Source organism: bacterium (assembly GCA_041649255.1).
In the GTDB taxonomy this organism is placed as follows: Bacteria; Hydrothermota; UBA3073; order JACQXS01; family JAQTXJ01; genus JAQTXJ01.
The window spans coordinates 211,695-227,673 of record JBAZNK010000002.1; the positions used below are offsets into that span (position 1 = coordinate 211,695).

Annotated in this window: 14 protein-coding genes; 12 read left to right on the top strand and 2 right to left on the bottom strand. The window is 35.9% G+C overall.

Annotated features, from left to right (window positions below; all coding sequences use genetic code 11):
- The first annotated feature begins 42 nt into the window (after positions 1 to 42).
- The 7 genes from dnaE (at position 43) to WC614_02480 (ending at position 8,185) form a co-directional block, all read left to right on the top strand.
- Positions 43 to 3,378, top strand: a complete 3,336-nt coding sequence (gene dnaE, locus WC614_02450; GenBank protein MFA5031856.1) for a DNA polymerase III subunit alpha — start codon at positions 43 to 45, stop codon at positions 3,376 to 3,378.
- A gap of 9 nt (positions 3,379 to 3,387) precedes the next feature.
- Positions 3,388 to 4,425, top strand: coding sequence for a flippase-like domain-containing protein (locus tag WC614_02455; GenBank protein MFA5031857.1), 1,038 nt, complete (start codon positions 3,388 to 3,390; stop codon positions 4,423 to 4,425).
- The gene (locus WC614_02460) at positions 4,422 to 5,006 is read left to right on the top strand and encodes a flavodoxin family protein (protein ID MFA5031858.1); all 585 of its coding nucleotides are present in this window, start codon (positions 4,422 to 4,424) and stop codon (positions 5,004 to 5,006) included. Before WC614_02455 ends, WC614_02460 begins: the two co-directional genes overlap by 4 nt.
- A gap of 1 nt (position 5,007) precedes the next feature.
- Positions 5,008 to 6,156, top strand: a complete 1,149-nt coding sequence (locus tag WC614_02465; protein MFA5031859.1) for a hypothetical protein — start codon at positions 5,008 to 5,010, stop codon at positions 6,154 to 6,156.
- 75 nt (positions 6,157 to 6,231) lie between these two features.
- Positions 6,232 to 6,861, top strand: a complete 630-nt coding sequence (locus WC614_02470) for a fibrobacter succinogenes major paralogous domain-containing protein (GenBank protein ID MFA5031860.1) — start codon at positions 6,232 to 6,234, stop codon at positions 6,859 to 6,861.
- Between the two features lie 24 nt (positions 6,862 to 6,885).
- On the top strand, positions 6,886 to 7,368 hold the full coding sequence (locus WC614_02475) for a hypothetical protein (protein MFA5031861.1): 483 nt from the start codon (positions 6,886 to 6,888) through the stop codon (positions 7,366 to 7,368).
- Between the two features lie 91 nt (positions 7,369 to 7,459).
- Positions 7,460 to 8,185 carry a prepilin peptidase gene (locus WC614_02480; protein MFA5031862.1) on the top strand — a complete coding sequence of 242 codons (726 nt, stop codon included), beginning with the start codon at positions 7,460 to 7,462 and terminating at the stop codon, positions 8,183 to 8,185.
- On the opposite strand, the gene miaB is transcribed toward WC614_02480, so the two are convergent.
- Positions 8,186 to 9,478 (bottom strand): tRNA (N6-isopentenyl adenosine(37)-C2)-methylthiotransferase MiaB, encoded by a 1,293-nt coding sequence (gene miaB / locus WC614_02485; protein MFA5031863.1) that lies wholly within the window; start codon positions 9,476 to 9,478, stop codon positions 8,186 to 8,188. It lies immediately after the preceding gene.
- Between the two features lie 403 nt (positions 9,479 to 9,881).
- Here miaB and WC614_02490 point away from each other — a divergent pair, with 403 nt between their 5' ends.
- The 5 genes from WC614_02490 to WC614_02510 all read left to right on the top strand — a co-directional run bounded on the left by WC614_02490 (position 9,882) and on the right by WC614_02510 (position 14,846).
- On the top strand, positions 9,882 to 11,267 hold the full coding sequence (locus WC614_02490) for a class II fructose-bisphosphate aldolase (protein MFA5031864.1): 1,386 nt from the start codon (positions 9,882 to 9,884) through the stop codon (positions 11,265 to 11,267).
- Positions 11,268 to 11,443: 176 nt separating this feature from the next.
- A complete protein-coding gene (gene pfp, locus WC614_02495) occupies positions 11,444 to 12,700 on the top strand; it encodes a diphosphate--fructose-6-phosphate 1-phosphotransferase (protein MFA5031865.1) in 1,257 nt (418 codons plus the stop codon).
- Positions 12,701 to 12,734: 34 nt separating this feature from the next.
- Entirely contained in the window at positions 12,735 to 13,100 is a 366-nt protein-coding gene (locus WC614_02500) for a hypothetical protein (protein ID MFA5031866.1), read from the top strand.
- 42 nt (positions 13,101 to 13,142) lie between these two features.
- Positions 13,143 to 13,697: a DUF6512 family protein gene (locus WC614_02505; GenBank protein MFA5031867.1), complete on the top strand. Its 555-nt coding sequence runs from the start codon at positions 13,143 to 13,145 to the stop codon at positions 13,695 to 13,697.
- Between the two features lie 195 nt (positions 13,698 to 13,892).
- Positions 13,893 to 14,846 carry a serine hydrolase gene (locus WC614_02510; protein ID MFA5031868.1) on the top strand — a complete coding sequence of 318 codons (954 nt, stop codon included), beginning with the start codon at positions 13,893 to 13,895 and terminating at the stop codon, positions 14,844 to 14,846.
- Positions 14,847 to 14,916: 70 nt separating this feature from the next.
- On the opposite strand, the gene WC614_02515 is transcribed toward WC614_02510, so the two are convergent.
- Positions 14,917 to 15,960: a hypothetical protein gene (locus tag WC614_02515; GenBank protein ID MFA5031869.1), complete on the bottom strand. Its 1,044-nt coding sequence runs from the start codon at positions 15,958 to 15,960 to the stop codon at positions 14,917 to 14,919.
- Positions 15,961 to 15,979: the final 19 nt, after the last annotated feature.

Consider the following 15,979-nt stretch of genomic DNA (forward strand, 5'->3'; position numbering starts at 1 on the left):
TTAAACTTTACAAAAACACTTAATATACTAATATAAGAAACTATGCCTCACGCACACTTTGTTCACTTACACGTTCATACGGATTACAGCCTTCTTGACGGCGCCTGTAAGATAGAAAAACTGGCAAAACTTGCTCAGGAATACAGACTGCCTGCCCTCGCAATAACAGACCACGGAAATATGTTCGGAGCTATTGAATTCTACAAAGCAATGGAAAATGCAGGAGTCAAACCAATTATCGGGCAGGAAGCCTATATGGCTCCGGGACCAAGAACGGACAGACAACCCGTCGATGGCGTTTCCTACTTTCACCTTACCTTACTTGCAAAGAATGAAAAAGGATATCGAAACTTAATGAAATTATCCAGTGCAGGCTGGCTTGAAGGTCATTACTATAGACCCCGTATTGATAAAGAAATATTAAAAGAATATTCCGAAGGTCTGATTGGACTCTCAGGTTGCCTGAAAGGTGAAGTCCCTTACTGGATTATAAAAGGAAAATTAGACATAGCTAAACAAATTGCCTCGGAATACTTATCCATCTTTGGAGAAGGAAATTTCTATCTCGAACTAATGCGGCTTGGACTAGAAGAAAATGATATTGCTAATGGCGAACTAATAAAAATAGGTTCCGAATTAAATATTCCCTTAGTAGCAACGAATGACTGCCATTATTTAAATCAGGATGACGTTGAAGCACATGATGTCCTTTTATGCTTACAAACTCACAGTGAAAAAGATGACGTAAAAAGATTAAAATTCGGCTCCGATAAACTTTACTTTAAATCTCCCGAAGAAATGACAGCTCTCTTTTCTGACCATCCTGAAGCTATATCAAACACATTAAAAATAACAGAGCAATGTAACTTAAGACTGGATTTGGATTCGAAAAATATCCGTTTGCCTGGCTATAAATTACCAGAAGGCTACGCTTCAATAGAAGATTACCTTACATTCATTGCTAAAGAGGGATTTGACGCCAGATACCCAACCCCGGCAAAAGTAATACAGGAAAGGTTTGAATACGAACTTAATACCATAAAAAAGATGGGATATCCCGGATACTTTTTAATGATTAGGGATATCGTAGATGAAGCGAAAAAAAGAAACGTCCCGGTAGGTCCCGGAAGAGGTTCCGCAGTCGGAAGTCTCATTTGCTATTGCCTGGGTATAACAGAAATTGATCCGATAAAATATGGCCTACTATTTGAAAGATTTCTAAACCCTGAAAGAATAGCTATGCCTGATATTGATATTGATATTGGTGACGAAAGAAGAGATGAAATCGTTACCTATATTACTGAAAGATACGGCAAAGATTCGGTATCCCAGATTATAACGTTCGGAACTATGGGCGCAAGAGGAGTCGTCAGAGATGTTGCAAGGGTTTTAAAAATCCCATACCCGGTAGCCGATAAACTTGCAAAACTAATTCATCCAACTTCATCCATTGCGGAAGCAATGGGAACTCCCGAAGTTAAATCTTTTGTTGAAAAAATGGAAGGCATTCCACATCTTATTCAAATAGCATCCAAACTCGAAGGACTTGCTCGCCACGCATCAATGCACGCATCCGGCATACTCGTAGCCCCCGATAAACTCATAGACGTCGTTCCATTATTCAAATCGGAAGGGGATACAATATCTACTCAATACTCTATGGAATCAGTAGAAAAAATCGGATTGGCAAAAATAGATATACTTGGGTTACGAACATTGAGCGTTATATATCATACCTTAGAGAAAATAAACAAAAAAGACCCTAAAGAGATTCCACTCGGAGATACGAAAACATTCAATATGTTAAAAAAAGGACACTCAATCGGTGTATTCCAGCTTGAATCCGAAGGTATGAAAGACATATTACGAAAACTCAAACCCGAAAACTTCACTGATATAATGGCGCTAATTGCTCTTTACAGACCGGGTCCCCTTGGAGGCGCAACAAAAGATAGCATTATAAAATGCAAGCACGGCGAAGAAACCCCCAAATATCTGCATCCCTTACTTGAACCAATATTAAAAGATACCTACGGTACCATACTCTACCAGGAACAGGTAATGCAAATAGCTTCCAGAGTGGGAGGTTTCAGTCTCGGAAAGGCAGACATTCTTAGACGCGCAATGAGTAAAAAAACTCCCGAAGTAATGGAAGAACAGAAAAAATCATTTATTGAAGGCAGTATAAAAAATAATGTCCCCGAAAAAATAGCAAATCAAATATTTGAACTAATCGTTCCATTTGCCGGTTACGGATTTAATAAATCACACTCCGCAGGCTACGCATTACTCGCATACCAGACTGCATACCTTAAAGCTAACCATCCAAACGAATTTATGGCATCTCTTCTTACTTCCGAATACCAAACTACCGACAGGATAAAATTCTTGATAGATGAATGCAAGAGAATGAAAATTGAGATATTGCCCCCCGATATAAACACTTCCGAAGTAGATTTCAAAGTAGAAGGCAACAAGATAAGGTTTGGGTTTGCTACTTTAAAAAATATAGGCAAAAATGCCGCAATAGAAGTTATGAACAAGCGTCCCTTTAACTCATTTGCCGATTTTGTTGCCCGCGTAACACCAAACAGAAAAACCGGTGAATCTTTAATAAAATCAGGAGCTTTCGATTCTCTGGATAAAGACCGTAAAGGTTTAATGGATATCCTTAATAATAAAACAACTTCTCAATTAGGGTTATTCTTTGAGTCCGAAGAAAAAGAGGTGGATGAGGAATGGAATAAAGCAGAACTCCTGTCGTGGGAAAAAGAAGCTTTTGGATTTTATTTCTCGGGACATCCCCTTGAAAGATACATAGATGAAATTGCCGCTATGCGTATTTCTACAATAACCGACCTTGCAACAAAATCTCTTGGCGAAGAAATAACCATAGGAGGTGTCGTAACAAGGAGAAAAGTATTAAAAGATAAAGAATTCAACTTTATTACCGTAGAAGATTTTTCAGGAATAATAGAAGTTATGGTTTATAATAATGTTTTTGACATATCTGCTATAAACGCAGATGAACCATTAATAATAAAAGGAAGACTATCCGAACGAAATGAAATTCATTCCGTAAAAGCTTCAAAAATAATAGCGCTTGAAAAAATAAGAAAAGAAGCTATAAACAAAATAGATATTTATATAGATATCTCAGGGTTAGAAGAAAAAGCCTTAATTGATTTAAATAAAATATTGGAAGCTTCACCGGGCGAATGTGAAGTGTATATACACCTTACGAATGAATATGATGATGAAGCTTTATTAAAAAGTAACCTACGAATTAAACCCATTCGTAACGTTCTATTGAAAATTAAAACCTTATTAGGAGAAGAATCCGTTAAACTTGGACTTGACCACAGTATGATGACTTAATACAACTTAATGGAAACAAATAATACATCCCCTAACCCACCCCGCATTACTGCAAAACAACTAAAATCAGGAATGCGAATATTCTTCATAATCACAACCCTAACCGTTACCGTTATATTCATATTCACCGCAAGTAAAGAAACTTTATCCGCTCTAAAACAAGTAAATTATTTGTTTTTAGGATTAACGACTCTGGTTTGCATACTCAGACTATATTTTGAATGCCTGCGATTACAAGTTTTAGGCTCGGTGCTCGGGAAAAAAATCAGTCTGAAAAGAACTGCCGAATTTACTTTTGGAGGATATTTCTTATCCATTTTGCCTTTTGGAGTTGGAGGTCTGCCCCTGCAATTCTATATTCTGATGAAAGAAAAGTTTTCTTTCGGGGAATCCGGTACCGTTATCGTAATGCGCGGAATTACATATTTGCTTGCATTCGTATTCGCAATTCCGGTTATTATATATTATAGAAACATTTTTGAAAGCTCCGGTCTAAAAATGCTTTCGGGGTATATTCTGGTCGTTTATAGCATATTCTTAATACTTTTCACCCTTGCTATGTGGAAAACGGAATGGATTAAAACTCAAATCAACAAACTTTCTATTTTTTTTATTCTTAAACATAAAGATAAACTCGCAAGCTGGATAAACAAACTTGCAGATGAAATAGAAAACTTCAAACTCGGATTCAAAAAATGCTGCACTCACGGGATATATAAATTTTTGCTCGTAATACTTTTGTCCGGTGTTTCCTTGTTGTGCTTTGTTCTTATGGTGCCTTTGTTATTCAGGAGTCTTGGAGTGTCCGTTCCGATTGTGGAGACCTCAATAATCCAATTTATTCTTACATTCTTGCTGATGTTTTCTCCTTCCCCTGGTGGCTCGGGAATTGCAGAAGGTGCCGGGTTTCTCCTGTTTAACTCTTACTGCCCAAAATGCTTAATGGGTGTTTTTATTGTTCTTTGGAGGTTTTTTACCTACTATACAGGCGTGATAATCGGAGGAATATTTATATTAAAATTATTAACCGAAACTAATAAAAAATGAAAATACTCGGAATTATCGGTAGCCCACACAAAAAAGGCAATACGGATATACTTGTGTCTAAAATATTGCAAGGGATAAAATCAAAAAATGCCGTTGTCGAAAAAGTTCACCTGAATGACTTGAATTTATTTCCCTGTAAAGCTTGTTTTAAGTGTTCCAGAAATGGAAAGTGCATATTAAAAGATAATTTTAATTCTCTATTAAATAAAATAAGACAGGTTGATATAATAATATTGGGTTCACCTGTTTATTGTGAGACGGTAACTGCCCAGACTAAAATTTTGATTGATCGAATAGACTCCAGTCAGGTTATTGTTACTAAACTTAAAGGAAAAACTATCTTAAAAAGAAGAGCAGAATGGAATACATATACCAAAAAAGGAGTAATCGTATGTATCGGCGACTTATCCCCTATGAAAGAAATAAAACAAGCTTCAAGCGTTATGAAACGATTATTCGGAGACCTAAATATCAAATTAGTAGATGAACTTTTGGCCCGCGGATTAACAAAATCAGCTGATGTCTTGAAAAGACCGACTCTCCTAAAAAAAGCAATCGGAATAGGAACAAAACTTACCTAAAATGATTATATTATTGAATCTTTTAATTTGTAGCACTTCAGAAACGGCATTGAGAATGCCTGCACTCGATATGACTACCCCAGCAAACATAGTTACATTATCAACCTCTATTGATAATTATGAAGATTTTTTCTTCTCTTATCCTTTTATAACCGATAATTTCTTAATACTATGCGATGGAATTCCAATTTCCCGGGATAAAATTCCTATTTTCCCCTCCATAGAAAAAATAGAAGTCATAAACGAAAATGTAAGTTCTACCTACGGAAATTATGCCTGTCTGCCGGAAGGCACGAAAGGAGTAATAAATATAATAACAAAACGCTTAAAAACAGAAAGAGCTTATTCAAATATTAAATTAGCTATAAATCCGAATTACTTTCAGTTTGAATTTGGTAGGCAGATTTTCATACCTAATATCAATATGTATCTGACAGGAGACCTTGATACAACCCTAAAAGCGACTTCAAACTTATGTTACAACTCATCTCTTATAAACTTACAGGCTTTTTATAGAGATAATAATACTTTGGGAATATCCACTTCCATCGGAAAAGCCAACCGTTCTAAACTCATACTGACAAGAGATTTTTACTCTATTACACAAGGATTCAATATATCCAATCATAAAATACTTCTCGGCATAGAAGACGAAAATGGATATTTTCTTCAGGATTATTGGGAACCATTCAGATTATTATATTTACTCCCCAGCATAAGATACGGATACGATGCTAAACTATACCCAAAACTGGGACTCGGGTATGTTCCTATGTTTAATGTCACTTTGTTCGGAAGTGTTACTGAAAAAGAACAAAATGCAGGAATACGAATACTTGAATCATCAATAAATTATTCTACAATAAATGGGATGACAACAAGACTCGTAAGCCCAAGTTTATATAACTTAAGAATAGGCGCATTCTTTTGCAGAGACTCAACCGAAGGATTTACAAGGTGGACTCTCTGGGGAGAGTACAATAAGTATTTTCCGTCTAAAGAAATAGGAATCCATATAACGGGAGACATTCTAACCCAAATGCTAAGAATGGAATTCCAAATAATAGACGTTAAAGTAGCCTATACCTATAAAATAACACCCTATGATTATTATTATTCTTATAGCATATTTTGGGAATTCTGGGATTAATACCAAAATGAATATTATATTTGTAGGGGCAGGTCGGTGACCTGCCCGTGATATGAAAAAACAAATAGAAAAAAAATGAAGTTAATAAAGATATTTCTTCTTGGTAGTCTAATTTTTTCTTCCTTATATACTGAACAACTTATAGGCAGAACGATAAGGATAGGCAAACAGGAATGGAGGGCAGAAAATCTGGACGTAAATCATTACCGCAATGGCGACTCCATTCCTCAAGTGCAAGATGCCGAAGAATGGCAAAACTTAACTACAGGCGCCTGGTGCTATTATGAAAATAATGCCAAAAACGGTAAAACTTACGGCAAACTCTATAACTGGTATGCCGTGAATGACCCGCGCGGTTTGGCCCCCAAAGGATGGCATATACCAACTGATGAAGAGTGGACAACACTTGTTAACTATTTAGGCAATGAAGACGTTGCAGGTGGGAAAATGAAAGAAACAGACACAACACATTGGTTAAGTTCTAACACCGAGTCAACCAACAAAAGCGGTTTTTCGGCGCGCCCGGGGGGATACCGTTATTCCGATGGTATATTTAGCTATATAGGATACTACGGATACTGGTGGTCGGCTACCGGATACAATAATACAAAAGCAGGCATACGTTATATAGGCTACGGCAGGATTAGCTGCAATCATGACGACTATAATAAAAAAATTGGGCTTAGCGTTAGATGTGTAAGATAATTATATACTTTTAAGGAGGAGAAAATGAAATTTTTTTCTTTTTTGCTACTAATATTGCTTTTGGCACAAAACGTAGAGGGAATAGAATTAAAAGGTAAATGGGATATCGGAGCAAATTTATCAGGCTTCGCTTGGAGCGGAGGAGAAGGAGAGTTAGCCTATGGGATAACTCCACGCATCTTATTTGTGGGAGGCCCTTATTTTTCATTTGTTAAAAAAGAAATAGAAAATTATGGTTTCGACGTAGGATTTCGCTGTTTTATAAGGTCTCCTCAAAAAATAGCTCCTTACCTTGAACCGAATTTTAATTTTTATCATTCAAAAACATATAATTATTCAACTGCAAACATAAACTTAAACGGTGGAGTGGAATACTTTATTAATGATTACCTTGGATTGGCAGTTTATGCGCCTGTAATTCATATTCATAAATACTCTAATGGGACTTATTCTGGTTCTTTTTGCCCGGAGTTGACAATTTTCCTCAGGTTTTATTTTAAAATTTAAGTTTACTATTATATATATGAAAAGCAAAATAAAATTGTTAATGAGGTTATCTTTGAAATTTGGATTTTGACATTGGGATTTTAATAAATATATGTCTATAATACTTTTTATATTTGGATCTTGTTTGGGTAGCTTTTTTAATGTCTGCATATACAGGATACCTCGTGGGAAATCTATTGTTATGCCACCCTCAGCCTGTCCTAAATGCAAGCACAGGATTATGTGGTATGACAATATCCCGATACTCTCATACCTCCTGCTTAAAGCGAAATGCAGGTTTTGCGGAGAAAAGATTTCTATAATTTATCCCGTGGTAGAACTCCTTACTGCAATAGTTTTTCTTGTCACTTACCTGAAATTTGGTCTCTCTGCAAAACTCGTCATATATTTAATCCTGTTTTCGTTATTTATTATAATAGGTTTTATTGATGCCGATACGGAAACGATTCCCGATGTCTTATCAATCCCGGGAATTATAATCGGACTCGGAACGAGTTTCTTTACTATCGGAATTAAAAGCTCCTTATTAGGAATGTTAGTTGGAGCAGGAGTAATCGGTTTTTTTATAGGATTCTGGTTGCTGGTGTTCAAGAAAGAAGGAATGGGAATGGGAGACTTAATGTTAATGGCTATGATAGGCAGTTTTACAGGATGGGTAAGTGCGCTTTATACTATTTTTTACGGTTCAATTATAGGTTTGGTTTTTGCAGCTTCCTTACACAAGAAGAGCCTTCAGGATAAACTCTACTTCGGTCCCGCTCTGGTTATCGCAAGTTTTTTGATTATTATGTTCGGCAAAAATATATTGATACTATAATCAGTCTTTAATTATCTCCCCCACTGGCGTCCACCCTTTTAAACCGGTTATTTTTACTTTTACTATCTCTCCGGGCAGAGTTTTTCCCTCAACCACCACGATTTTATTTTGTTTTGTTTTTCCACGCCAACCATTATGTTTCCTGCCTTTATACTCAACCAACACCTCTTGAGTCGTCCCGATAAGCTGCTCGTTTTTAATGCGAATTATCTTATGCTGTATCTCTATCAATTCTGAAAGCCTTTTTGTCTTTACCAATTCAGGAATTTTAGGTTTTAAGTTATATGCCGTCGTTCGTTCCCTGTCCGAATACTTAAACATATACGCAAAATCAAACTGTATTTTTTTCATTACCTCCATAGTCTCTTGAAAGTCTTTATCCGTTTCCCCAGGGAAACCAACTATAATATCCGTAGTCAATGAAATATTTGGTATCTTTTCCCTTGTTTTATAAATTAACTCCATATACTTTTCTTTTGTATACTTGCGGTTCATCTTCTTTAGAATCTTATTGCTCCCCGATTGGAGTGGTAAATGTATCCATTTGTATATGTTTTCAGCTCCCGCTATTACGTCAATTAATTTTTGAGTAGTATAATAAGGATGCGAAGTGAAAAAACCAAGTCTTGATACAGAAGTCTCGGATACCATTTTTAATATCTCCGGAAAATCAACCTTACTGCTATCATATTGGTTTACGGATTGCCCTAATAATATAATCTCTTTTATGCCCTTTTTTAACAAACCTTTTACCTCATTAAGAATATCTTTTGAGGAACGCATCTGAAGTCCAACTCTCACATAAGGAACAATACAATAGGTACAGAAATTTTCACATCCCCGCATAACAGGCACAAATGCGCTAACGCTATTATCCTGTCTCCCATATACCCCCTCATAAAGAATGGTTTTTTCTTTTTTTATCACCCTGGCTAAACTATCTAAACCATCTATAATTCTTGGAATTTCTTCATAGTTGTCTGGTCCAACCATAAAATCCACACCCTTTATTTTTTCTCCTTTATCAATAAGATTTTGCGCCATACATCCAACAAGTCCTATAATCAAATCGGGTTTATCTTCGCGTAATCGTTGTAAGTCACCTGTCCTTCCTACTACTCTTTGTTCGGCATGTTTCCTAACGCTACAGGTATTCATAATAATAATATCCGCCTTGCTTTCATCTTTTACTTCTTTATATCCATCCTTGGATAAAATCTCGGCAATTAACCTTGAGTCATACTCATTCATCTGACAACCATACGTCAAGAGACAAAAACTCTTTTTCCTCATATTTTAATATCTACCTTCAATCCCTCATCTTGACAAGTTATTTTTTTGCCCCTTTCTAAGACACCATAATTATCAATGTTTTTCTACCAGACCCCATTCAATTCCCGCTTTTAAAAGCTCAATCCAACCCAACAAAATCTTGTTGACAAGATTTATATTTTTGGTATCCTACATATAATTAATTTTGGGTTGTTGTGTTATCTGAACTCTGCCTTGGGACGAAATTATTACATTCGTTTCAAGGCAGATGCTTTAAATACCTTCTTAAAAAGAAAAATCTCTCACGTGTTCCCACAAAAATACCAATTTTTTACCCTGAAAATACCCCTTTATAAAATATTATTGACAAGACTTGCAATTTGAGTATTCTCGAAGACATATTACTATTTAGACAGGAGGAAAAATGAAATATGAAAGCATTAAAGAATTAAAAGACTCTCTTAAAGGCATAGTTGAATTCGGTGCCAATATTAAAACAAACGTATTGGACATCAAAAAATTACAAGAAAAAATCATAGATAGATTGGTTTTCAATGCTTCCCTTAATGAAGACAACACCATAAAAGAAGCATCCAGATACCTGATTGCCGAAATTGCCGCTTCTCTTGGAATCAAACCTGCATCAATTCAACGCATATACGAACTTATGGGCGAAGGAAAACTTAACGGAATTACTGTCCCGGCTACCAATATCAGAGGACTTACCTATGACGTCGCAAGAGCTATGATACGGTCTGCCATAAAACTTAATGCAGGCGCTTTTATCTTTGAAATAGCCCGAACTGAAATTGAATACACAAAACAAAGACCTGCCGAATATACGACAGTAATATTAGGTGCCGCAATAAAAGAAAATTACCTCGCGCCGGTATTCATTCAAGGCGACCATTTCCAGGTAGGATTAAAAAAATATCAACTTGACCCTGCGCAAGAAGTCAATGCCGTAAAATCCCTTTCCAAGGAAGCAATAGAAGCAGGATTTTACAATATCGATATTGATACTTCAACCCTTGTTGATTTATCCAAAAAAGACATAGACGAACAACAACGACTTAATTCCGAAACCGCAGCATCGCTTACTACTTACATCAGAACTCTTGAACCCAAAGGCGTTACAATATCCGTTGGCGGTGAAATCGGGGAAGTCGGCGGGAAAAACAGCACGGTAGAAGAATTTCGTTCCTATATGAATGTTTATAAAAAAGCGCTCAATGGAAATCTCAAAGGAATTAGTAAAATAAGCGTCCAGACCGGAACTACACACGGCGGCATTCCTATGCCGGATGGATCTATCGCTAAAGTAAAATTAGATTTTCAGGTATTGGAAGATATTGCAAAAGTATCAAGAAAAGAATACGGTTTGTCAGGAACGGTTCAACACGGTGCTTCTACTCTTCCCGATGATGCTTTTGACAGGTTTCCTCCTACCGGAACATCAGAAATACACCTTGCAACAGGTTTCCAGAATATGATATTTGATAGCGAATATTTTCCTTCTCAATTAAGAGATAAAATCTATAACCACCTTGAAGAAACCAATCCAAACGAGAAAAAACCTGACCAGACAAGAGAACAGTTTATCTACAAAATGAGAAAAAAAGGATTCGGACCATTTAAAAAAGAAATATGGGATATACCCGAAGAAAATAAAAAGAAAATAAGGGATGCTCTTGAGGCAAAATTCGACTTGCTATTCACAAAACTAAACATTAAAAATACACTTGAAACTGTAAAAAAATACGCTCTTACTTCGGAAGTAACAAGAAAAATACCTGATACTCTTTTATAATTCATAATATAACATAGGTTGTAGGCACGAATTCAATTCGTGCAAAAAAAGAAAAAACAGGTTGTAGGTAGAAATTTACTTTGTCAAATTGGAAACTTTTACCTACAAAGAGACCAAAAAACTTGTTTTCATGAAATAGAAATTATTATACAACGTATCGTTAGGAGGATAACACTATGTCAAAAAATTATAGAAAAACATTGGCCATAGTAGTTGGTGGTGGGCCTGCCCCCGGAATAAATGGTGTAATCAGCGCAGCTACTATTGAAGCAATAAATAATGGGATAAAAGTAATTGGCATTTATGATGGGTTTAAATGGCCTGTAAATGGAGATTCTACTCACATCAAATATTTAGAAATAGCCGATGTTTCCAGAATACATTTTATGGGTGGTTCTATTATCAGAACATCCAGAGAAAACCCGACTAAAAGTCCGGAAAAGGTTAAAAATGTTATCAAAGCTTTAGAAGAACTAAAAGTTGATTATTTAATTACTATCGGTGGAGACGATACTGCATTTACATCAAGCACCATTGAAAGAGAATCCAAAGGGAAAATCAAAATCGCTCACGTGCCAAAAACTATTGATAACGATTTACCCCTTCCCGGTTGCCAATCTACTTTTGGTTACCAGACGGCAAGACATATCGGAACATCCCTCGTCCAGAATATAATGGAAGACTCAAGAACTACAGGAAGATGGTATTTTGTTATATCAATGGGAAGAAAAGCCGGGCATCTTGCACTTGGAATAGGAAAAGCCGCGGGTGCAACACTAACCATTATTGGGGAAGAATTTAAAGGAAAATATGTCAGTTTAAAAAACCTTTGCGACATCATTGAAGGCGCTATAATTAAAAGAAAAAGTATGGGAAGAAGCGACGGCGTAGCGGTCCTCGCAGAAGGATTATTGGAGAGATTTGATATTGACGAACTAAAAGAAGCCGGTGATGTGGAACTTGATGAGTTTGATAATATAAGGATGTCTGAACTTGACTTAGGAAAAATAGTCAAAAAAGAGATTAAAAAACGGTTTGAAGAAAGAGGACAGTCAATTGCTACACCCGTGACAAAAGATATCGGGTACGAACTAAGATGCGTTTCCCCTATTCCTTTTGATATGGAGTTAACAAGAGATTTAGGTTTTTGCGCAGTAAAATTCCTATTAAACGGAGATTCAGGAGCTCTAATTAATGTGCGGGAAAATAAAGAACCGCCTATCTTACTCAAAAACATCATAGACCCCAATACCGGCAAAATAAAGGTACGATTTGTAAATACAGAAACGGAATCTTACGAAGCCGCTCTCCACTATATGATAAGACTAAAACCGGAGGATTTTGAAGATAAAGAACAATTGGAAAAACTTGCAAAAACTGCCAACCTTACACCTGCCGAATTCATAAAGAAATTCAAATATCTGGTAGAATAACAAAAAATTCTTTACTCGTACAGTTTAATAGAATATGGATTTAATAAAAAATGTTCCCAACGAGGATGCCAAACATAACACTCGAAAGCAAATAATTATATGGTGGGAAAAGAAAAGGTTGTATTACAATTTGATTATGCTCACTACGGGAGTGCCACTTCTTATAATTGCTCTAACTAAAATAAAAGCAGCTTTGTCCCCTTCCGACAGTTCTCTTATTATTATCTATGGTGTTTTTGCAAATATCCTTTATTCGTCCGGCAGCGTACTTGAAATATTAATTTTAAAAAACATAAAAAACAGGAAAATAACGAGAATTGGACAATTACTTTTTATAACGGGAACCGTAATTTCTGTTTTGATCAACTTTTACGCATTCTCACAATTATGTATATTTTAATAAAAATGTAATAGCATTTCTCCCGTAATTACTCTTCCATAAATGGAAAATAAAAAGATTAAAATTTGGGAATTTTGGGGTGTTATTTTTATATTTTTATTCGGGGCATTATTACATTTTGCTTATGATTTTAGCAATTCTTGGAAACCGCTTGCGCTTATCAGCGCTGTAAATGAAAGTACATGGGAACATCTGAAAATAGCTTTCTGGCCTGCCTTTATTTATAGCACTATAGAATTTTTTGTATTCGGGCAAAAAGTAAAAAACTTCTGTTTTGCAAAAGCTTGTTCATTCCTGATTATACCTATTGTAATAATAGTTATCTTCTACTCTTACACTTATTTTACCGGAGATAATATTTTATTCGTTGATATATCCACATTTTTCATTGCTATTGCCGTTGCCCAGCTTGTCGGATACAAGTTAATGTCTCTAAAAAAAGAATACTCTTTTCTGAATATTATAGGCATCATAATTATTATAATTAACCTTTATTGTTACGCTTTTTTTACATATTTTCCTCCAAAATCAAAACTCTTCCTTGACCCTGTAACAGGGAAATATGGTATAGTAGAAAAAATTGAGAACGTCCGGTAATCGGGTATTGAAAGATTAGGGATATCCGCAGATTCTAACGCGCGACAAAAAGAATACTCGTTTCCGAATATTCTAATTATTACACTTAATATCTTCTTTGCTGAAATTTTTCTTCCATATAGTCATATAAAATTTTTGTCTCTTTTTTAAGAAAACATTTGACTTTAAAAAATATTATTTTAGCATACTTTACATATGTCTAAAAAGAAATTTAAGATTTCCATTTTAGAGGTATTGATAGGTATTAGTTTTATTGGTGTCGGAATCGCCTTTTTAGCTTTTTCTAAAAACCTTTCTAAAAAAGAACAACCCAAAGAATACGTTCAATTCACCAAAAAGATAGACCCCGTTTGCGATTCTATCGTAGGTTCAATGAAATACTCCGTTGAAGCAGGAATAGCTTTGGATATTTCAACAGGTGAAATCTTCTGGGAATACAATAGTGAAAAACCCTGTGAAATCGCTTCTTTAACCAAAATTATGGTAGAACTTCTGGCAATGGAGAAATTAGAAGCAAGACAGGTAAGTCTCCGTGATACGGTAACCGTTACTCCGGATGCAAGTTGTATCGGAGGTTCACAGGTGTATCTAAAAGCAGGAGAAAGATTCGTATTGGAAGACCTTTTAAGAGCAGCAATTATTTACTCCGCAAACGATGCCGCTTACCTCGCAGGTTCCTATATAGGTGGCTCAAAAGAGAATTTTATTAAAATGATGAACGATAAAAGTACTGAATTAGGACTACATCACACTAAATTCTGGAATATGACAGGTTTGCCTCCGGCTAAAGGATATGAAAATGAAGTAAATATGTCCGATTGTATTGATATAGCAACTATTTCTATGCAAGCTTTAAAATATCCTTACGTGAAAACATGGATGTCAACAAAGTTATCTTCTTTCCGCAATGGAAAATTCACAATGCGAACACGTAACACCCTGATGAGACATTGCGATTTGGTTGATGGACTTAAAACGGGATATTATCCAAAAGCCGGATGGAATATAGTAGCTACTTCACTTTGTGGCGAACGTAAAATAATGGTAGTTTTGCTTGGTTCAAAATCAAGAAGGGCACGCGACTCTATTGCTAAAAATCTTATTCTCTATGCTAAAGATAAACCTTCTGGATTAGTAGCAAGTAAGTAGTTTCAATCTATTAGAAACATTAGAATAGCCTATCCCCAATCCGCCGTATTAAGAAAAATTTCTTTACATATTAAAAACATCCGCCTGATTTCTTCTTGTAAGTCATTCCAAAACGAACAGAAGGCCCATTTGGATATCCATCTGTAAAGATAATGTTATAATTTGCACTGAGAATAAAATGGAAATCATACGTCCTGAAGAATTCAACCCCTATCCCGGCGTTTGCTAGCATCCCATCAAACGATTCTGTTATAGGTTCGTAATATCCGGAACTTGAGTCAATCCCTGTAAGTTTGTTACCGAAAAATACTACTCCGAGTCCTCCACCGACAAATGGAGATATATCTCCCAAAGATAAAAAACGATACCCGGAAAATTCAAGATTTACAAATCTGCTGGTTGCATCCTTGTAATACCATGTCCCGGCTGCCTGTCCCATATAACGAGCGGTTTCGTAAATATAATAAACGCCCCATCCCGGGATTGAAGTTAAATCTCCTTTGGGGATAACAGTATTAAAAATGATATTTGTCGTTTGGGCATATTTCCCCAGTGAATTTCCTAATGGGAAAAGGTATCCTACTATTACACCAAACGTGCTGTAAGTTTCCCTTCTTAATTTCGGCTTTGCCTCATCTTCTGTTATGTTTTCAACATTAACGCTTCCCTTTGATTTCTTCTGCTGGCACAGTGCCAATGCAAGTCTTTTAACCGTCGCATCCAAATCTTCAATACTTGAAGCAGTAATCTTATCTTCAAATATTCTTATCTTTTCCCACCTGTTAATCAAGGCAACCGAAATAATAAGTTTGCTCCCTAATTTAACCATATTTCCCGTAACCGCATAAGATGCTCCTATTTTTCCACATATTTTTGATACCTCTTCTGTACCACCATTGACCAAGAGAATACTGTCCGGCATATCTGCTTTACTCATAACTATATATTCTCCACAATCTCCCATATCAATACGCAGTAAATCAGAAACTGTCGTGAGCAATTCTTTTTCCACACCGGTTCCACTTAACTCAAACACGGCAACTTTTATTTTTCCCGGCGGGCATTTCGGACAATTCCCGGCAAAAAGCAACAAAGATAAGAACATTCCTACCATTTTATCCTCCTTAACAAAA